At 67.8% G+C, this 25928-nt stretch carries 23 protein-coding genes; 6 read left to right on the top strand and 17 right to left on the bottom strand.

Features of this window, described 5'->3' with window-relative positions; translation table 11 throughout:
- Positions 1-54 precede the first annotated feature (54 nt).
- The 3 genes from AC56DV_RS14045 to AC56DV_RS14035 form a co-directional block, all read right to left on the bottom strand.
- The gene (locus AC56DV_RS14045; protein WP_496314898.1) at positions 55-993 is read right to left on the bottom strand and encodes a LysR substrate-binding domain-containing protein; all 939 of its coding nucleotides are present in this window, start codon (positions 991-993) and stop codon (positions 55-57) included.
- Positions 994-1048: 55 nt separating this feature from the next.
- Complete coding sequence (locus tag AC56DV_RS14040) at positions 1049-2227, bottom strand: Fic family protein (protein ID WP_496314897.1); 1179 nt, start codon at positions 2225-2227, stop codon at positions 1049-1051.
- A gap of 98 nt (positions 2228-2325) precedes the next feature.
- Entirely contained in the window at positions 2326-4494 is a 2169-nt protein-coding gene (locus tag AC56DV_RS14035) for a TonB-dependent receptor plug domain-containing protein (protein WP_496314896.1), read from the bottom strand.
- 149 nt (positions 4495-4643) lie between these two features.
- On the opposite strand from AC56DV_RS14035, the gene AC56DV_RS14030 reads away from it, so the two are divergent.
- Both AC56DV_RS14030 and AC56DV_RS14025 read left to right on the top strand, forming a co-directional pair.
- The gene (locus tag AC56DV_RS14030; RefSeq protein WP_496314895.1) at positions 4644-5750 is read left to right on the top strand and encodes a sensor histidine kinase; all 1107 of its coding nucleotides are present in this window, start codon (positions 4644-4646) and stop codon (positions 5748-5750) included.
- A complete protein-coding gene (locus AC56DV_RS14025) occupies positions 5750-6556 on the top strand; it encodes a LytR/AlgR family response regulator transcription factor (protein ID WP_496315631.1) in 807 nt (268 codons plus the stop codon). Before AC56DV_RS14030 ends, AC56DV_RS14025 begins: the two co-directional genes overlap by 1 nt.
- Here AC56DV_RS14025 and AC56DV_RS14020 read toward each other — a convergent pair.
- Positions 6544-7341, bottom strand: coding sequence for an SDR family NAD(P)-dependent oxidoreductase (locus tag AC56DV_RS14020; protein ID WP_496314894.1), 798 nt, complete (start codon positions 7339-7341; stop codon positions 6544-6546). The two genes, AC56DV_RS14025 and AC56DV_RS14020, sit on opposite strands and share 13 nt — an antisense overlap.
- 92 nt (positions 7342-7433) lie before the next feature.
- Between AC56DV_RS14020 and AC56DV_RS14015 the strand changes: the two genes are divergently transcribed.
- A complete protein-coding gene (locus AC56DV_RS14015) occupies positions 7434-8381 on the top strand; it encodes a GlxA family transcriptional regulator (RefSeq protein ID WP_496314893.1) in 948 nt (315 codons plus the stop codon).
- Between the two features lie 13 nt (positions 8382-8394).
- Here the strand turns inward: AC56DV_RS14015 and AC56DV_RS14010 are convergent, their stop codons facing one another.
- Positions 8395-11892, bottom strand: coding sequence for a response regulator (locus AC56DV_RS14010; RefSeq protein WP_496314892.1), 3498 nt, complete (start codon positions 11890-11892; stop codon positions 8395-8397).
- A gap of 110 nt (positions 11893-12002) precedes the next feature.
- Positions 12003-12446, bottom strand: a complete 444-nt coding sequence (locus tag AC56DV_RS14005) for a MarR family winged helix-turn-helix transcriptional regulator (protein ID WP_496314891.1) — start codon at positions 12444-12446, stop codon at positions 12003-12005.
- Between the two features lie 112 nt (positions 12447-12558).
- Here AC56DV_RS14005 and AC56DV_RS14000 point away from each other — a divergent pair, with 112 nt between their 5' ends.
- Genes AC56DV_RS14000 through fnr form a run of 3 tightly spaced genes read left to right on the top strand, consistent with a single transcriptional unit; the run spans position 12559 to position 14090 of the window.
- Positions 12559-12780: a YgaP family membrane protein gene (locus AC56DV_RS14000; protein ID WP_496314890.1), complete on the top strand. Its 222-nt coding sequence runs from the start codon at positions 12559-12561 to the stop codon at positions 12778-12780.
- Positions 12767-13285: an RNA polymerase sigma factor gene (locus AC56DV_RS13995; protein ID WP_496314889.1), complete on the top strand. Its 519-nt coding sequence runs from the start codon at positions 12767-12769 to the stop codon at positions 13283-13285. Before AC56DV_RS14000 ends, AC56DV_RS13995 begins: the two co-directional genes overlap by 14 nt.
- 46 nt (positions 13286-13331) lie before the next feature.
- Positions 13332-14090, top strand: coding sequence for a fumarate/nitrate reduction transcriptional regulator Fnr (gene fnr, locus AC56DV_RS13990; protein ID WP_496314888.1), 759 nt, complete (start codon positions 13332-13334; stop codon positions 14088-14090).
- A gap of 12 nt (positions 14091-14102) precedes the next feature.
- Here fnr and AC56DV_RS13985 read toward each other — a convergent pair whose 3' ends face one another.
- The 11 genes from AC56DV_RS13985 to AC56DV_RS13935 form a co-directional block, all read right to left on the bottom strand.
- The gene (locus tag AC56DV_RS13985; RefSeq protein WP_496314887.1) at positions 14103-14633 is read right to left on the bottom strand and encodes a FixH family protein; all 531 of its coding nucleotides are present in this window, start codon (positions 14631-14633) and stop codon (positions 14103-14105) included.
- Between the two features lie 20 nt (positions 14634-14653).
- The gene (gene ccoG / locus AC56DV_RS13980; RefSeq protein WP_496314886.1) at positions 14654-16027 is read right to left on the bottom strand and encodes a cytochrome c oxidase accessory protein CcoG; all 1374 of its coding nucleotides are present in this window, start codon (positions 16025-16027) and stop codon (positions 14654-14656) included.
- Positions 16002-16970 (bottom strand): cytochrome-c oxidase, cbb3-type subunit III, encoded by a 969-nt coding sequence (gene ccoP, locus AC56DV_RS13975; RefSeq protein WP_496314885.1) that lies wholly within the window; start codon positions 16968-16970, stop codon positions 16002-16004. Before ccoP ends, ccoG begins: the two co-directional genes overlap by 26 nt.
- A complete protein-coding gene (locus AC56DV_RS13970) occupies positions 16963-17121 on the bottom strand; it encodes a cbb3-type cytochrome oxidase subunit 3 (protein WP_496314884.1) in 159 nt (52 codons plus the stop codon). The genes ccoP and AC56DV_RS13970 overlap by 8 nt, the downstream gene beginning before the upstream one ends.
- 1 nt (position 17122) lies before the next feature.
- A complete protein-coding gene (ccoO, locus tag AC56DV_RS13965; RefSeq protein WP_496314883.1) occupies positions 17123-17737 on the bottom strand; it encodes a cytochrome-c oxidase, cbb3-type subunit II in 615 nt (204 codons plus the stop codon).
- Positions 17738-17753: 16 nt separating this feature from the next.
- Positions 17754-19172, bottom strand: coding sequence for a cytochrome-c oxidase, cbb3-type subunit I (gene ccoN / locus AC56DV_RS13960; protein ID WP_496314882.1), 1419 nt, complete (start codon positions 19170-19172; stop codon positions 17754-17756).
- A 102-nt stretch (positions 19173-19274) separates the two neighbouring features.
- Complete coding sequence (gene ccoS / locus AC56DV_RS13955; RefSeq protein WP_496314881.1) at positions 19275-19418, bottom strand: cbb3-type cytochrome oxidase assembly protein CcoS; 144 nt, start codon at positions 19416-19418, stop codon at positions 19275-19277.
- Between the two features lie 4 nt (positions 19419-19422).
- Complete coding sequence (locus tag AC56DV_RS13950) at positions 19423-21987, bottom strand: heavy metal translocating P-type ATPase (RefSeq protein ID WP_496314880.1); 2565 nt, start codon at positions 21985-21987, stop codon at positions 19423-19425.
- A complete protein-coding gene (locus AC56DV_RS13945; protein ID WP_496314879.1) occupies positions 21984-22790 on the bottom strand; it encodes a sulfite exporter TauE/SafE family protein in 807 nt (268 codons plus the stop codon). Before AC56DV_RS13945 ends, AC56DV_RS13950 begins: the two co-directional genes overlap by 4 nt.
- Positions 22791-22797: 7 nt before the next feature.
- Positions 22798-24213, bottom strand: a complete 1416-nt coding sequence (hemN, locus tag AC56DV_RS13940; RefSeq protein ID WP_496314878.1) for an oxygen-independent coproporphyrinogen III oxidase — start codon at positions 24211-24213, stop codon at positions 22798-22800.
- A gap of 13 nt (positions 24214-24226) precedes the next feature.
- Positions 24227-25891 (bottom strand): methyl-accepting chemotaxis protein, encoded by a 1665-nt coding sequence (locus AC56DV_RS13935; protein ID WP_496314877.1) that lies wholly within the window; start codon positions 25889-25891, stop codon positions 24227-24229.
- Positions 25892-25928: the final 37 nt, after the last annotated feature.

The raw sequence follows: 25928 nt of genomic DNA, 5'->3' as shown, positions 1-25928 counted from the left end.
CCGATGTCCATGTCACGGCCTCTCCCGGCCTAAGCCGCAGACTAAGCCACGGCCTTACGCCACTGCCTCGCAAGCCTGCGCCAGCTCCTGCGCCGTCAGCGCCGCCTGCTGCACCAGCCAGTCGCGGAAGGTGGCCACTTCCGCGCGCTGCGGGCCGGGCGCCTCCATCAGCCAGTAGCGGTAGTCGTCCACTTGCAGGCGCCGGTCCATGCGCGCGGCCAGGCGGCCGTCCTTGAGCATGGGCAGCAGCAGCGGCAGCCGCCCCACCGCCACCCCGTGTCCGCCCAGCGCGGCGTGGATCAACTGGTCGTAGTGGTTGAAGTGCAGCCGCCCTTTCGGCTTGCGCTGTTCCAGCCCTTGCTCCTGCAGCCAGTATTCCCAGTGCAGCCACGGCCCAACCTTGTCGTCCAGGTCCAGCAGCACGTGCTGCAGCAGCGCTTCCGGCTTGCGGAAGGCGCTGGCGGCCACCGCTGGACTGGCCACCGGCGCCACCACTTCGTCGAACAGCAACTGGCCGCCCTGCGTCGCATGCGAGGCGGGGCTGTAGCGGATGGCAAGGTCGATGCCGTCGCGTTCCAGGTCCAGCACGCGGTTGCTGGTGGCCACGCGCACGTCGATGTGCGGATGCGCGCTCTGGAACTCACCCAGCCGGGGCAGCAGCCACAGCGACGCCACGCCCATGCTGGCCGATACCGTCACCGGCCGCACGCGCTGGTGCTGCTGCAGCGACTCGGCCAGATCGAGCAGCCGGTCCATCCACGGCGACGCCAGCTGGAACAGCTGCTCGCCCGCCGCCGTCAGCGCGATGCTGCGGTTGCTGCGCGTGAACAGCGGCGTGCCGAGGCGTTCTTCCAGCGCCTGGATCTGGCGGCTGACGGCCGACTGCGTCAGGCACAAATCGTCCGCCGCAGCGGTAATGCTCATGCGCCGCGCCGCCGCGACAAAGCCGCGCAGCGCGTCCAGCGGCGGCAGGGAAACGAGGCGGTTCTGCATGGCGGCTCCGGCAAGGTGGATGCATGATTCTAGCGCATGGATAAGCTGCGTGCCGCTACGCCGGCGGGAAGGCCTGGTCCACCTCGGGATACAAATTGGGAATCAGGAATTGCAGCGCGTCCAGGGGCAGCGCAAAACGCACCGGCCCCAGCGGCGTATCGCTCGCCAGCAATCCAGCCGACAGCAGGCGCGCCAGCAGCGAACGCGCCGTGCGTTCGCCCAGCCCTGTCATCTGGCTGAATTCGCGCCGTGTAAGCGGACCGGCGGCAAAGGCGTGGTACAGCGGCAGGATGGCTTGCGGGCGGTAGGCCTTGTCCTGTGCCGCGCGGAAGGCGATCAGCGCGGCGATGCGCTGCTTCATACCGTCGAGCGCCAGCATGCCCGCCATGAAGGCGGCCTGGTCCTCGCAGACGCCGAGGAAGAAGCCCGCCCATTCAGCAAGGCCTGCAGCTGTCAGGTTGCCTCTGCCATCGAGGTCGCCGCGCCGGGGTGCGTCGGCGTTTTGCAGGCGGGCGTAGTATTCCAGCCGGGCGCGCGCCAGGCCCCTGCTGGGCGACCACAGCCCTTGCGACAGGGGCAGCAAGGCGCAATGGCTTTGCAGCCGCGTCGCCCGGCCATTGCCGTCGCGGAAGGGATGGACCCAGGCGGCGCGGTGATGCAAGCAGGCGGTATCGATCAGCAACTGTTCCCGTTCATTGGAATGGCCGTAGACCTCGTCCATCCGCGCGAGAAAGCGCGGCAGCGACGGCGCCACCGGGGCCACATGCAGGCCTACCGCAACTGGCTCCTGGCGAAGCTGGCCCGGCGCCACTACATGGCCGTCGCCGGTGCGGCGGTCGGCTTCGGGCAGCCTGCTGTACAGCGCCGCGTGGCAGGCCAGCAGGAAGCGCGAATTCAGCGCAGCGGGGCCGCCGGCACAGTGCTGCTCCAGTTCGATTTCCGCGTCGATATGGGCCAGGGCAATACGCTGCAGCCGGGCAACATCCGGCTGGGCGGAGAAGTCCTGGCGCAGCGCACGTTCGATGTTGCGTGGATGGGTGCCGTGCCCTTCAATCTGATTGCTGTAGTAGGAATTCATGCTGCGCACCAGCTGGCGAATGGCGGAGCGGCTGGTTTCATGCGCACAGCCGCTGAGCCGGATGGATGCGTCGGCCAGGCGCGCCGCCTGCGCCCGCAAGCCTTCATCCCGCGAGGCGGGCAGCAGCGGCTCGAACTGGTGTGTGGCGGAATACATTTGCCGACTTCTTTTCCGGCTTGGTGTCTATCCAAGCATATGATGTAAAAGCCGTTTTTGCAAAGCCGAGCCCCTGCAGCGCGGGCTCGTTTGCCGACTTACAGCGGCGTTTCGTATTGCAGGCGGATGCCGGTGGTGGTGGGCGCGGCGGTGCTGCGCGCGGTGCTGCCGAAGGCGTCCGCGTAGTACTGGGCGCTGCGGCGGTCCGGGTGCAGCGCGTTGGCCACGGACAGGCGCAGCTGGCTGGCTTTGCCGGGCTTCCACAGTGCATACAGGTCCAGGGTGCGTACCGGGCCGGTGTCGCTGCTGAGCATTTGTGTGATACGGGCGGGGCCGCCGCCCAGGTAGTTGAAGTTGAAACCGCTGCTCCACGCCGTGGTTATCCGGTAGTCGAGGCCGAGGTTGGCCGTCAGCGGCGTCTGCTCGGCCAGGCGGTTGTGCGGACCCGGCACGCTGTCCAGGCGCGACCAGTTGCGGCTGGCGTTGGCGCGCAGGTCGATGCCGGGTGCGCCGGCGTACAGCGCGGCCAGCGGGAATTTGGCGTCGAACTCGATGCCGTACGATGCGGCGCGGCCGCCGTTGGCGAAGGTGCTGACCCAGGTGGCGCCGTCCTGGAACAGGCGCTGCACGGTCACGTCGCTGATGCGGCGCGCATAGGCGGACACGCTCGCCACGCCGCCTTTGCCGAAGTAGTTTTCGTAGCCCGCGTCCACGCCCCAGGCCAGTTCCGGCTGCAGCTTCGGATTGCCTTCCACGTCCGGGTTGGTGGGGCCGTTGCCATTGTTGATGGTGTAGCGGCGCGGCACCAGGTTGCGCGTCAGCGGCGCCTTGTAGGTGCGCGACAGGGCGAAGCGCAGCTGGTCGCGCTCGCGCTCCGGGAGCCGCCACAGCATTTGCAGCACCGGGCTCCACACGCTGGAGCGGCTGCGCACCTTGTCCATGGCGCGGCCCACGGTGCCGGTGTCCAGCCCTTCCCAGCGCAGCCCGAGATAGGCTTGCAGGCGCGGCGTCACGTCCCATTCGTCCTGCGCATACAGCGCCAGGCGCTTCACGTCCGCCGTGTAGTCCTGGTCCAGCGCGTACAGCGGCGCGCCTTGCGGCGTACTGTCCTGCTGCAGGCGCGTTTCGCGGCGGCGCGTGAAGCTGCCGTCCCAGCCGGCGCCGAAGCTGTGGCCGGGCCAAAAAGGCGCCAGGTACTTGCCGCTACTGGCGGCGCTGTTGTCGCCGGCGCTGGAAGTCACTTTGCGCACCAGCCGGGGCACGCTGTTCGCGTCCGCGCCGCGGAAGACGTAGTCGATGTCGCGCTGGTTGATGTTGACGCCCGCCTTGACGGTGAGCTTGCCGTCCCCGTCGATCCCGTGCGTCCAGCTGGCGTCGCTGCGCAGCGCGTCGTTGTGGATGCGGGAGCTGTAGTTGCTCACTGGCGAGCGCGTGGCGCCGCCTTGCAGCGTGGTCTCGCGCGAGCCGCCGTGGTTGTCGATGCGCGCCACGTCCAGCAGGCTCTGCCAGGACACGGTGTCGCCGCCGTCCAGCGCCCAGTTCAGGCGCGGCGCCAGGCTGGCCTTGGCGATGCTGCCGAGGTAGCGCTCGTCGAACACGCGGCGCGTGGCGGCCGCGCGCTCGCCACCGTCTGAACCTCCTGATCCCTCCGCGCCGGCCAGCGTTTCGCGTATCTGGGCGCCGTTGTCGTAGCCGGTGCGCGACAGCGTGCCGGCCAGGGAATACGAATAGGCGCCGTCGCGGCCGGACAGCTGCAAGGTGGCGCTGGGGTTCCAGCGCTGGTCATGCCCGGCTTGCAGCTTCAGGTCGCGCTGGGCGCGGCTGGCGCCTTTCCTCAGCACGATGTTGACGCTGCCCGCCACTGCCTGCGCGCTGAACTCCGCCGACGTGGTGCGCAGGATCTCGATGCGTTCGATCAGCTCCGGCGCCAGCGTGTCGACGGCAAAGCCCGGCGGCGCCGGATCGCCATTGATGAGGATTTGCGTGTAGCCCGCGCCCAGCCCGCGCATGCGCACCTCGCTGCCGGAGACGGACAGGCCGGGCAGCCGTTTCAGCACGCCGGACAAGGCGCTGTCGCCATACTGCAGCAGCTCTTCCCGGCCCACCACGATCTTGCCCGCCGTGTCGTTGCGGCGCAGGTTCTCCGCGCCGGGTCCGGTGACCTCCACCCGTGCCATCTCCGCAGGCGCGGTATCGGCCGCGCCGGATGCGCCGGCGTGAAGCGCGCCGGCCAGGGCGCAGAGTTGAAGGCGGCGGAACTTGTTCATGTACGGCGTCTGTGAGGTTAGTCGAGGCTGCGAGTGTAGTGACACCGCTGCCGGCGCGCCTCTGCCATGTGACGAAGCAGCCCAGGCGCGGGACGAATTCCGGGGCATCGCCGCCGTTTTGGCCATGGCTGCAGGTATACTCCCCGCCCATGAATTCCTACCTCCATGCCGCCCGCGTTCTGGCGATTAATGCCGCCCTGTGGACCGCGCTGTGCGCACTGGGCGCCCTCGGCAGCTATAGCGACGGCCTGCGCGAGGGCATGGTGCGCTCCTACATCGTGCCGCTTTGGAACTGGTGCAGCACGCACTTGCTGATGGCGGTGTTCAGCACGGGCATGTATCTGCTGTTTTCACGGCGCACTGCCCTGCTGGGCCACGCCCGCCGCATCGCTGCGGTGTACGCGCTGGTAGTGCTGTTGTTCCTGCCGCTGGAGCTGATGTATGTCGGCGCGGTCTACGCCTTGCGGGCCGGCGCCGAACTGTCGCTCCCGAATGTCGGGGCCGCCGTGCAGCGCCTGCACAATTTCGACCTGTTCATGGAACTGGCTTGGACCAGCTTCACCTTTATCGCCGTGGTCGCCGTGTGCACTTGGCAGCAGGGCCGCGCGCGCGAGCGGGCCTGGCGCCAGGCGCAGACCGATAACCTGTCGCTGCGGCTGGAGCTGGAGCAGCAGCGCTTGCTGGCGCTGCGCAGCCAGCTGGAGCCGCATTTCATCTTCAACGCCTTGAACGCCATCAGTGCGCTGGTGCGCTCGGACGACAAGCGCGTGGCGCTGACCGGCATCAGCCGCCTGAGCGACCTGCTGCGCTACGCGCTTGCCGCAAGTTCGCGCGACTGGGTCAGCGTGGCCGAGGAATTGCAGTTCGTGCGCGATTATCTTGATCTTCAGCGCCTGCGCTATGGCGAACGCCTGCGCGTCAGCATCGAGGGCGGCAACGGCCCGGTGCTGGCTGCCGACTGCCCGCCATTGCTGCTGCAGCCGCTGGTTGAGAACGCGCTGCGCCACGATCTCGATTGCCACGACGGCGCGAGCGATATCCGCCTGGAGCTGGTGCGCGAAGGCGACTTGCTGGTGATCCGCATCAGCAATCCGCTGGCCCATGCGGCGGCGCCCAATCCCGGCCTGGGTCTGGGATTGCGCAGCACGCAGGCACGTTTGCGGATGGCGAGCGGCGGCGCGGCGTCGCTGCATACGCGGCGGGACGCGGGCCGCTTCGTGGCCGAGGTGCGCATGCCGATGGAGCGGGCGGCGTGATGCGGGAGCGTGAGCAGATACGACGCGCGCTGATCGTCGACGACGAGGAACCGGGTCGCATCACCCTGCGCTACGCGCTGGCCGAGCACGCGCAGTGGCAAGTGGCGGGCGAATGCGCCAGCACCGCTGCCGCGCGCACCGCGCTGGCGGAGAACGATATCGACCTGGTGTTCCTGGACATCCAGATGCCGAACGAATCCGGCCTGGCGCTGGCGCGCGAACTGGCGCGGCAGCAGGAGCCGCCGCTGATCGTGTTCGTCACCGCCTACAACGCCTATGCCGTGGAGGCATTCGAAGTGCATGCGCTGGACTATCTGCTCAAGCCCTTCGACGACCAGCGCTTTGCGCAAGCGGTGGAGCGCGCGCAGGCCATGCTGGCGCAGCGGCAGCGCGCCAATTACGGCGCGGCCTTGCGGGCGTATGCGCAGGAGCAGGCGTTGCCGGAGCCCGCGCGGCCGCAGTACTGGCGCCAGCTCAGCGTGCGCTCGGTAGGCCGCATCGAATGCGTGCGGTTGGAGGATGTGCTGTGGATGGAGGCGGCCGGCAATTACGTCGAGCTGCGCATGGCTTCGCGCCGCGTGCTGCACCGGGTGGCGCTGGGCCGCCTGGAGCAGCACCTGGACCCGGCCTGCTACCTGCGCGTGCACCGCAGCGCCATCGTGCGCGTGGAGCAGATCGCCCGGCTGGAAGCCTGTGGCGACGGCGGCTACCAGGCGGTGCTGCGCTGCGGGGATATCGTCCCCGTCAGCGACCGCTACCTGGCAGCCGTCAAGGCGCGCCTGGGCCAGGATGCTCAGGTGGTATAGCGCGCGGCCGGCTTGCTGCGCGAGAGGTTCGGGCCCATCGCCAGGCGCGCGGCCTCGAACTTGTCCCAGTCGGCGCGGTCCGGCAGCGACGGTATCGTCACCACTTCGCCCAGGTCCAGGCCGGCCAGCGCCGCGTCCACCAGGTCGTTCACGTTCATCACGATCTCGCTGGGCAGATGCGCCACCGGCACGCCCGCATGGTCCCAGAACTCGGTGCCGGTGGCGCCCGGCAGCACGGCCTGCACGCGCACGCCCTTGGCGCCCAGTTCGTGCTGCAGCGACTGCGTGAAGGCCAGCACATAGGCCTTGCTGCCGCCATAGGTGCCGTTCAGGACTTCCGGCGCCACCGCCACGATGGAGGCAATGTTGATGATGCTGCCATGCCCCCGCGCGGCGAAGCCCGGCGCCACGGCGCGCGTGAGGCGGGTCAGCGCGTGCACGTTCAGGAAGATCATGCGGTCCAGGTCTTCCTGCTTCGAATCGACCAGCGGCGCGGTGGCGCCCAGGCCGGCGTTATTCACCAGCATGGTGATGCTGGCGTCGTTCGCCAGGCGCTGCTGCACCAGTGCCAGGCCGTCCTCCTGCGTCAGGTCGGCGGGCAGGATTTCCACTTTGCGGCCGGTGGCGGCGGTGACGCCGGCGGCGACGGCCTGCAGGCGTTCGCGGTTGCGCGCCACCAAAATCAGGTCGTAGCCGCGTTCGGCCAGGCGCTGGGCGTAGCGCGCGCCGATGCCGGTGGAGGCGCCGGTGATGAGGGCAATGCCGGGATGTGCTTTGGTGTTCATGGTTGCTGTCCTTGGTTTTGGGTTGACAAGGACAGTGTAGGCGTCTAAATTGAGTCCCGTAAGCCGTATATACCTCGTTTTGGGACATCATCATGACACGCAAGATAGGACTGCTGCTCTTCCCCCGCTTCCAGATCCTGGACCTGGCCGCTACCACCGTGTTCGAAGTGGCGAATGAATTGACGGCGGAAAGCTGCTACCGGGTGGTGCTGCTGTCCGAGCATGGCGGCGCGGTGACCAGTTCCTCCGGCGTTCCGGTGATGACGGAGCCTTTCGGCAGCCATGGGCACAGCTACGACACGGTGCTGGTGGCCGGCGCGATGGAGCAGATCGTGTCCACCTCCGGCTTCATCGATTTCCTGCGTTCGGCCAGCGCGCTGTCGCGCCGCACGGCGAGCATCTGCACCGGCGCCTTCTTCCTTGCCGAAGCGGGCCTGCTGGACGGGCGCCGCGCCACCACGCACTGGTGCCAGGCACGCGCGCTGCAGCACATGTACCCCAAGGTGAAAGTGGAGGAGGACCGCATCTTCATCCACGACGGCCGCGTGTGGACCTCGGCCGGCATGACGGCCTGCATCGACCTGTGCCTGGCGATGGTGGAGGCGGACCACGGCGTGGAGCTGGCGAAGGCGGTGGCGCGCAAGATGGTGGTGTACCACCGCCGCAGCGGCGGCCAGTCGCAGTTCTCGGCGCTGCTGGAGCTGGAGCCGAAGTCGGACCGCATCCAGGTGGCGCTCACCTACGCCAAGAGCAATCTGCGCAAGCCGCTGTCGGTGGACGAGCTGGCGGATGCGGCGAACCTGAGCCGGCGCCAGTTCAGCCGCACCTTCCGCATCGAAACCGGGCAGTCGCCGGCGCGCGCGGTGGAGGTGCTGCGGGTGGAGGCGGCGCGCGCGCTGATCGAGGCGGGCACGCTGTCCATCGACGTGGTGGCGCGCGAGACCGGCTTCGCGGACCCGGAACGCATGCGGCGCGCCTTCCTGCGCGCTTACGGCCAGCCGCCGCAGGCGATCAAGCGCGCCGCGCGGGAGCAGGCATGATGCTCGCGATGCCTTAGCGGTCGGTCCGCTCCAGCCAGTCGGCCGCTTCCCGCAGCGTGGCCTCCAGCACGCCGCGCACTTCAGCGAAGTGGGCCGGCAGCTCGCCGCTGCGTTGCTGCGAGATGGCGCTTTCCGCTTCCAGCGTGACGCGGATCAGGCGCTTGGCGCCCAGTACGCCGATGGCGCCGCGCAGGCCGTGCAATACCTTGGCGGCTTCGCCGGCGCGGCCTTCGGCCAGTGCGCGGTCGGCGTCGTCCATCGGCTGCATGCCGCCGGCCAGCGCGCCGCGCACCATCTTGAACATGACCTGGCGGCCTTTCGGGTCCTTGCCCATCACGCGCATCAGGCTGTCCATGCTGAACAGCGGCTCGGCATCCGCATCGGCTTCGGCGGGGGCCGCTGCCATTACCGCTGCCGATGCCGGCGCCGCAACGGGCGCCGGCACTGCGTCGCCGGCGCGCTTGCCCGGCAGGTGGCGCTGTATCACCGCCATCATTTCCTCCACCACCACCGGCTTCGGGATGAAGTCCGTGATGCCCGCTTCCACGCAGCGGTCGCGTTCCGAGGCCAGCACGCCGGCCGTCATGGCGATAACGGGCAAGGTCAGCTTGAACTCGCGGCGCAGCATGGCGGTGGCGCTGAAGCCGTCCAGCACCGGCATCTGCATGTCCATCAGCACGATGTCGTAGCGGCTGGCGTGCTCGCGCATGATGTCCACCGCCTGCTGGCCGTCGCCCACCACGTCCAGCGTGGCGCCCGCCAGTTCCAGTATGCCGCGCGCCACCGCCTGGTTCAGCAGATTGTCCTCCACCAGCAGGAAGTGCCGGCCTTTCAGCCGGCCGGCGATGCCCTCCGCCTGCGCGGCGCTCTCCTCGCCGCCCTTGGCCACCAGCGCCTGGTGCAGGGCGTCGAACAGGCTGGAGCTGGTGATGGGTTTGACCAGCACCACGTCCGCTTCCGGCGCGCTGGAGATTTCCTCCAGCTGGCTGCGCGCGAAGGCGTTCACCATCACCACGATGGGCTGCGCCTGCGGCCCGGCTTCCTGCCGTATGGCCGCGGCGATGGCCACGCCGTTCATGCCGGGCATGTGCCAGTCGGCCAGCACCACGTCGTACGGCTGGCCGTTGCGCTGCTGCGCGCGGAAGCGCGCAATGGCTTCGGCGCCGGACGCCACCTCGTCCGCCGCCCAGCCCCAGGCGCGTATCAGCTGGCCCACCAGCTTGCGCGTGGTGCCGTTGTCGTCCGCCACCAGCAGGCGCAGGGCGCCCAGCGCGGGCTGGCGCTGGGCCGCCGGCGGCAGTACGGTGAACGGGAGGGTGAACCAGAAGCGGCTGCCTTCGCCTTCCCGGCTGTGCACGGAGATTTTTCCGCCCATGAGTTCTATCAGGCGCCTGGTGATGGCCAGCCCCAGCCCGGTGCCGCCGAAGCGCCGCGTAATGCTCTCGTCCCCTTGCGAGAAGGCGCCGAACAGCTGGCCCAGTTGCGCTTCGCTGATGCCGATGCCGGTGTCGCTGACGTCGAAGCGCAGCATGGCGCGTTCGCCGTGCGCGCTTGCCGCCTGCTCCACGCCGACCCGCACCACCACCTCGCCCTGCTGCGTGAACTTGACGGCATTGCCGGCCAGGTTGACCAGGATCTGCTGCAGCCGCAGCGCGTCGCCGTGCAGCAGGCGCGGCACGTCCGGTTCCACTGCGATGGCCAGCTCCAGCTCCTTGTCGCCGGCGTTCATCGTCATGGTGGTGGCCAGGGTGCTCATCACCTCGTCCAGATCGAAATCGGTGGGCGCCAGCTCCATGCGGCGCGCTTCGATCTTGGAAAAGTCCAGCACGTCGTTCAGGATGGCCAGCAGGGTCCGGCCCGAGGACTGCACCATGGTGAGGAATTTGCGCTGCTGCGCCGTCAGCGGGGTGTTGCCGAGCAGGTAGGCCATGCCCAGCACGGCGTTCATCGGGGTGCGGATTTCATGGCTCATATTGGCCACGAAGTCGCTCTTGGCGCGGTTGGCCGCTTCGGCGCGGTCGCGCGCCTGCTCCAGCTCCGCCGCGCGCGCCTCCACCTCGAGCTGCAGGCGGTGCCGCTCGGTGATGTCGGCGATCATGGCCAGCACCTTGGCGCCTTCGCCGGTCTGGATCGCGCTCAGGTTGACCTCGACCGGGAAGCGGCTGCCGTCCTTGCGCTGGCCGAACAACTGGCGGCCTGCGCCCATGCGCACAGGCTCCGGCGTCAGCTGCGTGGCCGAGAAGCCTTCCCGCAAGCGCACATGCGCGGTGCGTTCCACCGACGGCAGCAGCGTTTCCACCGCTTGTCCCAGCACTTCGCCGCGCTGGTAGCCGAAGTAGCGCTCGGCCTGGCGGTTGAAGGTTTCGATGCGGCCGTCCGCGTCCACCACCACGAAGGCGTTCGGCGCCAGCTCGATCAGGTCCTGCAGGCGCGTGTCGGCCGCCAGGCGGTCCTGCATCAGCGCGTTGAAGGCTGTCGCCAGCGCGCCGATTTCATCCTCGTGCCTGACCGCGATCGGCTGGTAGTCGGCGGCGTTGCCGCGCATGCGCTCGATGGCGCTGCGCAGCTGCGCCAGCGGCGACATCAGCCGCATGGTGAGCCAGCCGATCAGGGCGGCGGCCGCCAGCGAGGCCAGGCAGCTCCACAGCGCCAGCCGCACCAGCATGCCCTCGAAGGGCTCGAACGCCTCCTCCACCGGCAGCGAGGCGGCCAGCACCCAGTCCACCGACTTGAGGGTCTTGAAGCTGTTCAGCGCGCGCAGGCCGCTGCTGTTGGTGCTGATGACGGTGCCCTCGAAGCCTTCGTGGAGGGCGCGCGTGGTGGCCGGGTTGGCGTTGGCCGGGCGCGGCTTCATCAGCCGGTCCAGGTCCGGGTACAGCACGTACAGCGGCACCTCGGCGCGGGTGACGGCGAAGTAGTAGCCGGTGCGGCCCACCTTGGCGGTGCGCAGGTGGCCCAGCACATTGTCTTTGTACAGGCGCAGCACGCCGATCAGCACCGCCTGCACCTCGCCCTTGCGGTCCAGGATGGGCGCGGCCATCTGCACGATGGGCTGCTTGCCGGTGCGGCCGATTACCGGCTCGGCGATCAGCGGCTGGCGCGTGGCCATCACGCGCTTGAAATAGGCACGGTCGCTGGCGTCCACGCCCACGCGGCCGGGCACCACCGGCAGGTCGGAGATCACCCGTCCCTGCGGATCCAGTACCAGCACGTCGTCGAACAGGGACAATACGGCGCGGTCGGCGTAGTAGGCGCGCAGCGCGGCGGGGTCGCCGGCAATCTCCAGCGGCTGGTTTTTGGCCGACAGGGCGATAATCCCCAGCAGCATATTGAGCTTGTCGTCCAGCTCTTCGGCGGTGCGGTTGATCAGGGCGGTTTGCTGGGAGAACAGCACGCGCGTGAAGTCGGCCTCCATGCGCTGCATCTGCACCGCCGTCACGAGCACCACCATCACCACGGACGTGATGCTGGTGGCCAGCGCAACCTTGACTTTGATGCCGAGAGGTTTCATGTCTACCTTGAGAGGGGAGGCTGGGGAATTCTCCTATCAAAGTGGTTTTTTAGCAAGGTGCGCGCGGCCGGGCGCCGCCCAGGTGTCGCCTTTCAGGCCGTCGTGGCTTTTCAGGAAAGGTTGTTGTTCAGTTTATCCAGCCCACTCGCCAGCTGCTCCACGTCCTGGTGGGTGATGGCGCAGGCGTGGGCGAACTGCTGGCTCACGCGCAGGCCGGCCGCCCGCAGTTCCCGGCCCTTGGCGGTCAGGGTCAGCACGCGGTTGCGTTCATCCTGCGGATCGCGCCCGCGCAGCAGATAGCCTTCCGCCTCCAGCCGCTTCACCAGCGGCGTGATGGAGCCCGAGTCCTGCTGCAGGCGTTGGGCGATGTCCTTGATGCCCAGGCCTTCCTGCTCCCATAGCACCACCATCACCAGGTACTGTGGATAAGTGAGATTCAGCTCGGCCAGCAGGGGCTTGTAGTGCTGCGTCATCTTCAGCGATGTCGAATACAGCTTGAAGCACAGGTGCTGGTCCAGCGTAGGGGGCTTGGGATTGTTATTTTTCGCGCTCATGACGCGTAGCCTACCAAAATATTTTTGAATCCGCGAATCCAAACCCGGTTTGCCCGCCTCTTGGTAGACGAGGGACGTCCTCATGATGCAATCTACTGCCAAGGAGAGCAAAATGTTCTATGTTAAAAATGTACCAAACGGCGAGCGCGTGCTGCGCGTGGTGGCTGGCCTGGTGGCGGCGGCTATCAGCCTGATAGCGGTGGGCGGCACGCTGGGCGTGCTGCTGGCGGCATCGGCGGGCGGCATCGTCGCCTCCGGCCTGTTCGGCTTCTGCCCCATGTGCGCCATGGTGGGCCGCCGTCTCGACAAAGCGAAAAAGAATGGCACTCTCTGATCATCACCTGCCGGTGCTGGACGCCGCCCACCGCGGCGATCCGGCGGCGCTGGCCCAGCTGCTGCGCCTGTGCCAGCCCGACATCCGGCGCTACGCCCAGCGTTCCTGCCTGATCAGCGACGTGGACGACGCGGTGCAGGAAGCGCTGCTGGTGCTGTCGCGCCGGCTGGAAGCGGTGCGCATGCTGGCGGCGTTTTCCGGCTGGCTGTTCAAGGTAGTGCAGCGGGAATGCCGCCGCCTCGGCCGCGCCGCGCTCAAGTACGATCCCTACGACGAGGAACGCGCCGAGCAATGGCTGGCCGCGCAGGATACGGCGGGGCTGCGCAGGGACCTGGTCAACACTTTGGAGTCGCTGCCGGCGGAGTACCGCGAGGTGATATTGCTGCGCGACTTCGCGGAGATGAGCATTGCGGAAATCTCGGCGGAGCTGGGTCTGAGCGTGCCCGCAGCCAAGAGCCGCCTGCACCGCGCGCGCCAGATGGCGCGCGAATACCTGATCGCCTGAGTGCGGATTAGGCATCCTGCGGCGGGCTATCGATTACACTGGGGGCATGACTATAGAGCTCCCATCCCTGACCATTCCCGGCATGACGGTGGACGTGCTGCGCGCCAGCTGCGCCACTTGCAGCATGCACCAGCTTTGCCTGCCGATGGGACTGGGCGCCGCCGACATGGACCGCCTGGACGAGATCATCGGCCGCCGCCGCAAGGTGCCGCGCGGCGGAACGCTGTTCCGCATCGGCGACCCGTTCACCAGCCTGTACGCGATCCGCCTGGGGCACTTCAAGACCTACCAGGTGAACCCGGACGGCGTGGAGCAGATCACCGGTTTCCAGATGGCGGGCGAGCTGCTCGGCATGGACGCCATCAGCACCGACCGCCACCATTGCAACGCCATGGCGCTGGAAGACAGCGAGGTGTGCGAGATCCCGTTTGTCAGCCTGCAGCAGCTGCTGGCCGACATGCCGACCCTGCTGCGCCATTTCCACCGGATGATGAGCCAGGAGATCACGCGCGAGCAGAGCGTGATGCTGTTGCTGGGGAATATGCAGGCCACGCAGCGCTTCGCCGCGTTCATCGTCAACCTGTCCTCGCGCTATGAAGCGCGCGGTTACTCGCCGGCGCAGTTCCAGCTGCGCATGTCGCGCGAGGAGATCGGCAATTACCTGGGGCTGACCATCGAGAGCATCAGCCGCTTGCTGTCCAAGTTCAAGAAGGAAGGGCTGCTCAAGGTCAGCAACCGCGAAATCGAGCTGCTCGATTTGACAAGGCTGAAGGCCATCACGGCCGGCATGGACCGCTGCGCCTGATTTGGCGGGTGCTCAGTCGGCCCGCACGCTCACTTCGCGCTGCGCGGGCCACTGCCAGCTGCCTTCCAGGCGCCAGTCGCGCTGTTCGTTCTCCAGCAGCACCTGCCAGCGGCTGCGCTCCAGCATCGGCAACGCAGCCTCGAAGCTGCCGTCGGCGGCGGGCGTCACTACCAGTTTGATATCCCGCTCCGGCTGCGTGGCGTGCGCCAGGTGCAGCAGCACGCGCTGCGGCACGCCGGCGCGGTCGCCAGTGCCGGCCGCGCCGGCAACGGAGCCGGTGAGCATGCCGCGCGCCACGTCGTAACGCAGCGCTGCCGACAGCCCCAGCGCGCTGGCCGCGCGGTCGCGCCGCAGATCCTGGTTGATGGCCTTGCCCCGCTTGTAGTAGTCGCCCACCACCAGCGAATCGGGCTGCGAGAAGGCCAGCCAGCCGGTGTACAGGCCGGCCAGCAGCACGATGAATGGCCCCAGCATCAGCAGCCATGGCCAGCGCTGCGACCACCACGGCTGGGGCGCGGCGGAGAAAGTAGTCGATTGCATCATGCTTCCCTCAATTTATCAAGTTATCGCGGCACGATGAATACCGCGTCTTCCTTCACCCGCAGCGCGGGATCGTCCAGCGCCGTCAGTTCAATGGCTATCCTGTTCGAGCCTTTGGCGCCGTCGCCATGGGCGGCGCGAAGGCGGATCGGCACCGCGCGCGTTTCGGTGCCCGCCAGCGCCACCTCGCTATCCGTCACCACCGCCAGCGACGGCAGGCCGGACACGCTGATGCGGTAGCGGTGGGCCTGCTCGGAGGTGTTCATGATCTGCAGGCGGTACACATTCTCTATCATGCCGTCCTCCACCTCGCGGCCCATGGCGCCGCGGTCGCGGATCACGTCCATCTTCAGCGGCGTGCGCAGCCACAGCGCCGTGCCGGCCGCGCCGACGATGAACAGCAGGATGGCGCCGTAAATCAGCACGCGCGGCCGCAGCGCATGCTGCCGTATCTGCTGCGGGGTGTAGCGCTCGGCCAGCGCATGGTCGGTGCTGTAGAGCACCAGGCCGCGCGGCTGCCCTATCTTGTCCATCACGCTGTTGCAGGCGTCCACGCAGGCGGCGCAGCCTATGCATTCGTACTGCAGGCCCTTGCGGATGTCGATGCCCACCGGGCACACCTGCACGCACATCGAGCAGTCGATGCAGGCGCCGCCCTTGTTTTTGCTGAGCGGGCCGCGCGGCTCGCCGCGCTTCGCGTCGTAGGTGATGATCAGCGTGTCGCGGTCGAACATCGAACTCTGGAAGCGGGCGTAGGGGCACATGTACTTGCACACCTGCTCGCGCAGCCAGCCCGCGTTGCCGTAAGTGGCCAGGCTGTAGAACAGTACCCAGAACCATTCCCACGGCCCAAAGGTCAAGGTCAGCGCTTCATGCGCCAGCGATTTGATGGGCGTGAAATAGCCCACGAAGGTATAGCCGGTCCACAGCGCCACCGCGCCCCAGGCCAGGTGCTTGCCGCCCTTGCGCCAGGCTTTGTTGAAGGTGGCGCCCTCCTTGGCCAGCCGCATGCGCGCGCTGCGCGTGCCTTCGAACTTGCGTTCTATCCACAGGAAGATCTCGGTGTACACCGTCTGCGGGCAGGCGAAGCCGCACCACACGCGCCCCGCGATGGCGGTGGCCAGGAACAGCATGTAGGCGCAGATGATCAGCAGCGCCGCCAGGTAGATGAAGTCCTGCGGCCACAGCACCAGGCCGAAGATGTAGAACTTGCGCGCCGCCAGGTCGAACAGCAAAGCCTGGCGGCCGTTCCACGTCAGCCACGGCGTGCCGTAAAAGGCCAATTGCGTGAGCCAGACGAAGACCCAGCGCAGGCTGGCATAGCGGCCCGTCGTCTCGCGAGGATAGATCTCCTCGCGGGCGGCGTACATCTTAATGACTTGTTCCGGCGCGTTCATGTTCACTGCCTTCGGCCTTGGCTACGGCGGGTTGGTTCGACAAGCCCCACACGTAGGCGGCCAGCACATGCACCTTGCCTTCGCCGAGGAAGTCCGCGAAGGCCGGCATGGTGTTGCTGCGGCCCTTGCGGATGGTTTCCATGATGGTCTCGGCGCTGCCGCCGTACAGCCAGATCTTGTCCGCCAGGTTGGGCGCGCCCAGCGCCTGGTTGCCGGTGCCGGCGCCGGTGTGGCAGCCCATGCACGCGTTGAACTTGTTCTTGCCGAAGACGACCTTGATCGGATCGGCCGCGCCGCCGGAAAGGCTCAGCACGTAGTGCGCCACGTTTTCCACGTCCTTGTCCGAACCCAGCGCCGCGCCCATGGGCGGCATCACGCCGTGGCGGCCGTTCATGATGGTGGTCTTGATGATGTCCGGCGCGCCGCCGTACAGCCAGTCCTTGTCGGCCAGGTTGGGGAAGCCCTTGTTGCCGCGCGCGTCCGAGCCGTGGCACTGCGCGCAGTAGGTCAGGAACAGGCGTTCGCCGATGGCCTGCGCCTTCGGATCTGCCGCCACCGCCTGCAGGTCCTGCTTCAGGTACTGGCTGAACAGCGGGCCGTACTGGGCCTCGGCCAGCTTCAGCTCCTTGGTGTACTGGCCGCTGGACTGCCATCCCAGCTTGCCGGCGTAGTCGCCCAGGCCGGGGTACAGGAACAGGTAGGCCAGGCCGAACACGATGGTGATGTAGAACAGCCACATCCACCAGCGCGGCATGGGCGTATTCAGTTCGGTCAGGTCCTCGTCCCAGATATGGCCGGTGGTGCCGACCGGCGCATTCACATCCTTCAATGCCTTGACCTTGTGCTTGGACTGCGACCAGAGCAGCACCGCGCAGCCGAACACGCCGAGCAGCGTAAGCGTGACGATGTAGTAGTTCCAGAAGCCGCTGGTGAAGTCAGACATGGTCGTTCTCCTCGTCGGCGAACGGCAGTTGCGCGGCTTGCGCAAAGCCGGCCTGGTTGCGGCGCGCGTAAGCCCACGCAACGATGCCCATGAAGGTGATGAACGAAACCACGGTCATCACGCGGCTGGCGTTGTCAAACAGGTTTTCCATGTCAGTTCCTCGTCTTGATCTGGGTGCCCAGGCCTTGCAGGTAGGCGATCAGGGCGTCTTCCTCGGTCTTGCCTTCCAGTTCGGCCGGCGCGGCGGCGATCTCGGCCTCCGAGTACGGGTCGCCCAGGCGCTGCAGCGCGCGCAGGCGCGGCACGACGTCGGCCGGCTTCAGGGCGGCCTTGGCCAGCCACGGGTAGTTCGGCATATTCGACTCCGGCACCACGTCGCGCGGATTGGCCAGGTGGGTTTTGTGCCACTCGTCGCTATAGCGTCCGCCCACCCGCGCCAGGTCCGGGCCGGTGCGCTTCGAACCCCACTGGAACGGGCGGTCGTAGACGAATTCACCGGCCACCGAGTAGTGGCCATAGCGCTCCGTCTCGGCGCGGAACGGGCGCACCATCTGCGAGTGGCAGTTGTAGCAGCCCTCGCGCACGTACACGTCGCGGCCCATCAGGCGCAGCGGGCTGTATGGCTTCAGGCCAGCCACCGGTTCGGTGGTCGATTTCTGGAAGAACAGCGGCACGATCTCCACCGCTCCGCCAACCGACACCACCAGCGTCACCAGTACGATCAGCAGCCAGGGGTTCTTCTCTATCCATTCATGTGAAAATTTCATTTCTCGGCTCCGTAATTCATGCGGCTTTCAGTTCAGGGATGCGGGCGGTGGCGGTGGCGCGGCCGCGCAGGGTCATCCAGGTGTTGTAGCCCATCAGGCACATGCCGCCCAGGTACAGCAGGCCGCCGCCGAAGCGCACCACGTAGTAGGGATAGGTGGCTTTCACGCTCTCGACGAAGGTGTAGGTCAGCGTGCCGTCGGGGTTCACCGCGCGCCACATCAGGCCCTGCATCACGCCGGCGATCCACATGGCGGCGATGTACAGCACGATGCCGATGGTGGCCACCCAGAAGTGCAGGTCGATCAGCTTGACGCTCCACATTTGCTTCTGGCCCGCGAGGCGCGGCAGCAGGTAGTAGATCGAACCCATGGTGATGAAGCCGACCCAGCCCAGCGCGCCGCCGTGCACGTGGGCGATGCCCCAGTCGGTGTAGTGCGACAGCGAGTTGACGGTCTTGATCGACATCATCGGGCCTTCGAAGGTGGCCATGCCGTAGAACGACAGCGAGACGATCATGAATTTCAGGATAGGGTCGGTGCGCAGCTTGTGCCATGCGCCCGACAGCGTCATCATGCCGTTGATCATGCCGCCCCACGACGGCGCCAGCAGGATCAGGGAGAACACCATGCCCAGCGACTGGGTCCAGTCGGGCAGCGCGGTGTAGTGCAGGTGGTGCGGGCCGGCCCACATATAGGTGAAGATCAGCGCCCAGAAGTGGACGATGGACAGGCGGTAGGAGTACACCGGGCGCTCGGCCTGTTTCGGGATGAAGTAGTACACCATGCCCAGGTAGCCGGCGGTGAGGATGAAGCCCACCGCGTTATGCCCGTACCACCACTGGATCATGGCGTCCTGCACGCCGGTGTACATCGAATAGGACTTGGTCAGCGTTGCCGGCATGCTCATGCCGTTCACCACGTGCAGCAGGGTCACCGCCAGGATGTAGCTGCCGAAGAACCAGTTGGCCACGTAGATGTGCTCCACCTTGCGCTTGATGATGGTGCCGAAGAACACCACGGCGTAGGCGATCCACACCAGCGCGATCAGGATGGTGATGGGCCATTCCAGCTCGGCGTATTCCTTGCCGCGCGTGAGGCCCATCGGCAGCGTCAGCACCGCGCTCAGGATCACGGCTTGCCAGCCCCAGAAGGTGAAGGCGGCCAGCTTGTCCGAGAACAGGCGCACCTGGCAGGTGCGCTGCACCACGTAGTAGGAAGTGGCGAACAGGCCGGAGATGCCGAACGCGAAAATCACGGCGTTGGTGTGCAGCGGGCGCAGGCGCCCGTAGGTGAGCCAGGCGATATCGAAGTTGAGGCTGGGCCAGGCCAGCTGCGCGGCGATGATGACGCCGACCAGCATGCCGACTATGCCCCAGACCACCGTGGCGATCGCGAACTGCTTCACGATCTTGTAGTTGTACTGTGCTTGATCCACTTTGTGTTCTCCCAAGAACGCTTTGATGATATAGGTCAAAGGTTACGTGGGCGGGCACTAAAAAACTTTGATGTGGATCAAAATTGGCCGAACCAGGAAACGCTAGGAGTCGTCGTCCTGCAGCACGCGTAGCGCGGGGCCGACAAGGTCGTCGAACTGGCCGTTGTCGGAGGCTTTGAAGAAGATCCAGATTGCGCCGAAAACCAGGGCGACGCTCAAGGGGACCAGCAGGTATAAGGCTTCCATCGATTTATCCTCTGCGCAAACGGAGCGCGTTGAGCACCACCACGGCGGAACTGAGCGCCATGCCGGCGCCGGACAGCCAGGGATTCAGGTAGCCCAGCGCGGCGGCCGGAATGGCGGTGACGTTGTACAGCGTGGCCCACGCCAGGTTCTGGCGGATGACGGCCATGGTGTGCGCGGCGGCGCGCGCGGTGTCCGCCACGGCGCCAAGCCGGCCGTTCATCAGCACCGTGTCCGCGTGCGCCTGCGCCAGCGCGGCGCCGCTGCCCATGGCAAAGGACACATCGGCTGCGCTGAGCACTGCTGCGTCGTTGATGCCGTCGCCCACCATCGCCACTACTGCGCCTTCCCGCTGCAAGTCCTGCACGAAGGCCAGCTTCTGCTGCGGCAGGAATTCGCCGCTGGCCGCGTGGATGCCGAGGCTGCGCGCCACCTGCTGCGTGAGCGCCTCATTGTCGCCGCTGAGCAGCACCAGCTGCTTGCCTTGCGCGCGGAAGTAGTCGACCGTGTCTTGCGCGTCCGGCCGCAGCGCGTCGCTGAGCAGGAAGCGCGCGATCCATCCGCCGCTGCAGCCCAGGTACACCGGCGTGCCCTGGCTGCCACTGCCTGCGGCGTCCTTGCCGCCGGCAGGCTGCGCCAGGCTGGCCGGTCCCGCGATGCCGGCGACGAAGACGGCGTTGCCGAGGCGGTAGCGCACGCCTTGCACCAGGCCTTCCAGGCCCTGGCCCTGCAGTTCCTGCACCTCGGCCGCGTTCCAGCGCGCCATGACGGCGGCTTCGCCCGCTGCGGCCAGTATCGCGCGGCCTATCGGGTGCGCGCTGCTGGCCTCCAGTGCGGCGGCCACTTGCAGGGCGGCGCTGGCGGCGGTCTGGCCCAGCGGATCGACGCGCTGCACCGTGGGCTTGCCCTGCGTGAGCGTGCCGGTCTTGTCGAATACGATATGGGTGGCGCGGTGCAGCGTTTCCAGCACTTGCGGCCGCACCACCAGGATGCCTTTGCCGAGCAGGCGGTCGGTGGCGGCGGCCAGCGCGGAAGGCGTGGCGAGCGACAGCGCGCAGGGGCAGGACACCACCAGCACGGCGATCGCCACCGGCCAGGCGCGCGCGGCGTCGTGCCAGCTCCACCAGGCGAAGGCCGCCAGTGCGAATAGCAGCAAGGCGGCCACGAAGCGCGAAGCCGCGCGGTCGGCCCACTGCGCGATCTGCGGCTTGTCCGCACCGGCGTTTTCGATCAGCTTGAGCAGGCCGGAGAGCGTGCTGTCGCTGGCGGGCTTGACTACGCGCGCCACCACGGCGCTGCCGGCGTTGATGGCGCCGCCGGGAACGCCGGCGCCTGCGGCCATATGCTGCGGGGCGCTTTCGCCGGTCAGCAGCGACAGGTCGGCCGATGTGTGACCCTCCACTATGCAGCAATCCGCGGCGAAGGTTTCGCCGGGTTTGACCAGGATCACGTGCCCGGCGCGCAGCGCGGCCGCCGGTACGGTGACGGTGGCGCGGTTGAGCGGCCAGTCCGGCATGTGCGAGGCGGACGCGGGCAGGCCGTGCTGCATGCGCTCCAGCGCGGCGCTGGCTTTGCGCCGCGCCGCCAGCTCCAGGTAGCGGCTGCACAGCAGCAGGAAGATGAACATGGTGACGGAGTCGTAGTACACGTCGCCGCGGCCGCGCCAGGTGGCGATGCAGCTGGCCGTGAACGCGGCGGCGATGCCCAGCGCCACCGGCACGTCCATGCCCAGCGCGCGGGCGCGCAGGCTGTTCCAGGCGCCCCGGAAGAAGGGCTGCGCGGAGTAGCACACGGCGGGCAGCGTGAGCAGCAGGCTGGCCCACTGCATCAGCGCCGCCATGCCGGCGTCCAGCGTGCCGTCGTCGGCCAGGTAGGCGGGGGCGACGTACATCATCACCTGCATCATGGACAGGCCCGCAACGAACAGCTGGCGGCCCAGCGCGCGGCCGGCCCGCTGCAGCTGCTTGCCGTGGCGGGCCGCGTCGTAGGGCCAGGCCTGGTAGCCGATGCCGTGCAGCGCGCCGAGGATGTCGGCGGGCCGGCACCGGTCCTTGTTCCAGCGCACTTGCAGGCGCTCGGTGGCCACGTTCATGCTGGCGCGCTGCACGCCGGGCAGTTGCAGCAGGCGGCGTTCGATCAGCCACACGCAGGCGGCGCAGCGGATGCCTTCCACCAGCAGGGTCGCTTCGGCGTCGGCAGGACTGCCGTCGCGCGCATGGAAGCGGGGATCGGCGTTGTCGTACAGGGCCAGTTCGGGCGGCGCCAGTTGCGCTTGCGCGGCGGTGGCGGCGTAGCCGGTGCGGTCCTTGTAGTAGGAGGACTGGCCGGCGTCGGCGATGGCTTGCGCGACGGCGGCGCAGCCGGGGCAGCACATGGCATGTTCGACGCCGTCGATGCGTGCGGACCAGCGTTCGCCGGCGCTGCGCGGCAGCGGCAGGCCGCAATGGTAGCAGTCTTGCTCATGCGCGCTCTTCGCCGCAGCCGCAGCCTGCGGTACGCTGCGCGGGCCTTGCGCGTTGCCGGAACTGGCGTCGTTGCGGGCTGCGGGGGCGGCGTGCTGGCGGTTGTTCACGGCCTCGCTCCGATGCAAAGCGCGTCGAGCCAGCCGTGGGCGGCTGCGGCGTCGGGCAGCCCGAGCGCTTGCAGCAGGGGCGCGGCGGCGCCGCTGGCGCGCAGCAGGCCGAGCAGGCCGAAGGCCAGCACCAGCAGGCCGCAGGCGGTCCGCGCGGATGGCCGTTGCAGCAGTTGCCGCACTTGCGCGCCCAGCGCGCCGAGGGTGGCCAGCATGGGCAGGGTGCCGAGGCCGAAGGCCAGCATGACGGCGGCGCCGCGCGCGGCCGAGCCGCTCAGCGCTGCGGTCAGCAGCACGCTGTAGACCATGGCGCAGGGCACCCAGCCCCACAGGCCGCCCAGGGCCAGCGCCTTGGCCGGGGTGTCCATCGGCAGCAGGGAGCGCAGCAATGGCTGCAAGCGCCTCCACAGCGCGCCGCCGGCAGCTTCCAGGCGGGCCAGGCCGCGCCACGCGTTCATCAGGTACAGGCCGAGCGCCACCAGCATCAGGTTGGCCAGCCAGAATGCCGCGCTTTGCCACAGCGCGATTTTTGCCAGGCTGGCCGCGCCGCCCGCCAGCCCGCCGGCAATGGCGCCCGCCAGCATATAGCTGCCGATGCGCCCCGCGTTGTAGGCCGCCATGCGCAGCGCCGCGTCGCCGGCCACGGCTGGCGCAATCCTGATCACGCGCGCGGCGGGGCCGGCTGCGGCCGGACGCGGGGGGACGGCGGACAGCGCGCCGACGATGCCGCCGCACATGCCGATGCAATGCACGCTGCCGGCCAGGCCAACCAGGAATACCGGCAGCAGATTCACCCCGTCCATGGCAGTCTCAGATCGTCTTCGAGTAGCGCAGCGGCTGCACGCCCGCCGTGGCGGCGCCGCCGTCCGGCGCGCGCGGCAGGCCGAGGTAGCGGTCGAACACCATGCAGATATTGCGCACCAGCAGGCGGCCTTTCAAGGTCACCGACAGCCACTCGCTGTCGATGGTGATCAGCCCGTCCTGCTCCAGCGCGCGCAGCTGCGCCAGTTCGTTGGCGAAGTAGTCGGCGAAGCGCAGCGGGTAGGCCATCTCGATGGAGGAGATCGACAGCTCGAAGCTGCACATCAGCTTTTGGATAATGATCCGCCGCAGCAGGTCGTCGGTATTGAGCTTGATGCCGCGCGCCACCGGCAGCACGCCCTGGTCCAGTTTCTCATAGTAGGCCTCCAGCGTTTTCTCGTTCTGGCTGTAGGTATTGCCCACCGAGCTGATGGCCGACACGCCCACCGCCACCAGGTCCGCTTCCGCATGCGTGGAATAGCCCTGGAAGTTGCGGTGCAGCCGGCCCTGGCGCTGGGCCACGGCCAGGTCGTCTTCCGGCTTGGCGAAATGGTCCATGCCGATGTACACGTAGCCGGCCGCCGTCAGGTCGCGGATGCACAGCGCCAGCATGTCCAGCTTGACATCGGCCGGCGGCAAGTCGGCGTCGAGGATGCGGCGCTGCGGCTTGAACAGGTGCGGCAGGTGCGCGTAGTTGTACAGCGCTATCCGGTCCGGCGCGGCCGCGATCACCTTCGCCATGGTCTGGCGCATGGTGTCCAGGGTCTGCTTCGGCAGGCCGTAGATCAGGTCGATGCTGATGGAGCGGAAACCGGCGTCGCGCGCGGCCTGCATCACGGCCAGCGTTTCCGCTTCCGGCTGGACGCGGTTGACCGCCTTCTGCACCTCGGGATCGAAGTCCTGCACGCCCAGGCTGACGCGGTTGAAGCCCTGCGTGTGCAGCGAATGGACCCGCTCGCGCGACACGGTGCGCGGATCGATCTCGATCGAATACTCGCCCTCCTCGTCCGGCGCGAACTCGAAGTTCCTGCGCAGGTGGGCCATCAGCTCGTCCATCTGGCGGTCGCTCAGATAGGTCGGCGTGCCGCCGCCGAAATGCAGCTGGCCAACCTGGTTCATGCCGGAGAACAGCTTGCCCTGCATGCCGATTTCCTGCTTCAGGTAGCTTAGGTAGGTGGCTGCCTTGCTGCGGTCCCTGGTGACGATCTTGTTGCAGCCGCAGTAGTAGCACACCGTGTCGCAGAATGGCACGTGCACGTACAGCGACAGCGGAGCGCGCCCGCCGCCGCGCATCTTCAGGCCCGCCACCGCTTCCAGGTAGTTGCCGTAGCCGAAGTCCGCGCTGAAGCGGTCGGCGGTCGGGTAGGAGGTGTAGCGCGGGCCGGAAGTGCTCAGGCGGCGGATGGTGGCGGCGTCGAATTGCATGCTGCCTCCGCGCTCACGCGGCCAGGCGCTTGGCGCCGGCGTTTTTACCGTTGCCGCCGCTGCGGATCGGGCTCACCTTGGCGCGTTGCGGCGGCAGCGCGCGCTTGCCGAACTTGAACAGGCTCACCGCCTGCGTCAGGCCGCCCGCTTCCACCGCCAGGCTGTTGGCCGCCGCCGCCGCTTCCTCCACCAGCGCCGCGTTCTGCTGCGTCACCTGGTCCATGTGGGCGATGGCCTGGTTCACCTGGTCCACGCCGATGCTCTGCTCGCGCGAGGCCACCGAGATTTCATGCATGATGGCCGTCACCTGCTTGACCGAGCCAACCACCTGTTCCATGGTGGCGCCGGCGCGGTGCACCTGCGTCATGCCGGCGCTGACCTTGCCGACCGAGACGTCGATCAGGTGTTTGATGTCCTTGGCCGCCACCGACGAGCGCTGCGCCAGGTTGCGCACCTCGCCCGCCACCACGGCGAAGCCGCGCCCCTGTTCGCCGGCGCGGGCCGCCTCGACGGCCGCGTTCAGCGCCAGGATGTTGGTCTGGAAGGCGATGCCCTCGATCAGGCCGATGATGTCGACGATCTTGCGCGAGGACGCGTTGATGTCGTCCATGGTGGCGATCACGTCGGCCACGATCTCGCCGCCTTCCACCGCCACGCTGGACGCGGCCAGCGCCAGTTCGTTGGCCTGCACCGAGTTGTCGGCGTTCTGCTTCACGGTCGAGGCGAATTCCTCGATGCTGGACGCGGTTTGCTCCAGGCTGGCCGCCTGCGCTTCGGTGCGGCCGGACAGGTCGGCGTTGCCGGCGGCGATCTGGCGCGTGGCCACGGCCATGGTTTCCACGTTCACGCGCACGTCGCGGATGGTGGCGATCAGGTTGCTGTTCATTTGCTGCAGGGCGCGCAGCAGCTGGCCCACCTCATCGGTGGCGTCGGTGTCGAAGGAGCCCGACAGGTCGCCCGCGGCGATGGCGCGCGCGCCGTCCAGCGCCTTGCCCAGCGGCTGCAGCACGCTGGTGCGCAGGGTGTACCACAGGAATACATTGGCCAGCAGGCCGATGAAGGTGGCGCCGAAGATGCTGTAGCGGGTCGGCGCCGAGGCGCCGTCGCCGAACAGGCTGGCCAGGCAGACGAACAGCAGCAGCGTGTTGACGCCGCTGGTGGCGGCCCAGATGCGGGTGGCCAGCGAGGAGTGGCCCAGGCGCGCCAGCCAGTTGCCCACGCCGGGGTGGATCAGCTGGCCGTTCTTGATGACGATGCCGGCCGCCTTGCCGCCTTCGCGGATCTGGCGGTAGGCCTGCTCGGCCGCCTGCACCTGCTCGGGCGCGGCCTTGGTGCGCACCGACATATAGCCCAGCGTCTGGCCGTTTTCGCGGATCGGCGTGATGTTGGCCTTGACCCAGTAGTAGTCGCCGTTCTTGCAGCGGTTCTTCACCAGCCCGGTCCACGGCGCGCCGCTGCGGATCGACGCCCACAGGTCGGCGAAGGCCTGCGGCGGCATGTCCGGATGGCGCACGATGTTCTGCGGCGCGCCGATCAGCTCCTGTTCGCTGAAACCGCTGACCTGCACGAAGTAGGGATTGACGTAGACGATGTTGCCATTCAAGTCGGTCTTCGAGACGATGGCCTGGTCTTCCGCAATCTCGACTTCATGGTTGGTGACGGGTAAATTGGTGCGCATCCTGTGTTCTCCTGCTGGCTGGTTTGCTTGCTCTATC

The sequence above is a fragment of the Massilia sp. BGA-UO-ETr-WB1 genome (assembly GCF_059567845.1).
Note: the sequence above shows the minus strand (reverse complement) of the source record. Positions and strands in the feature narration are given on the sequence as shown.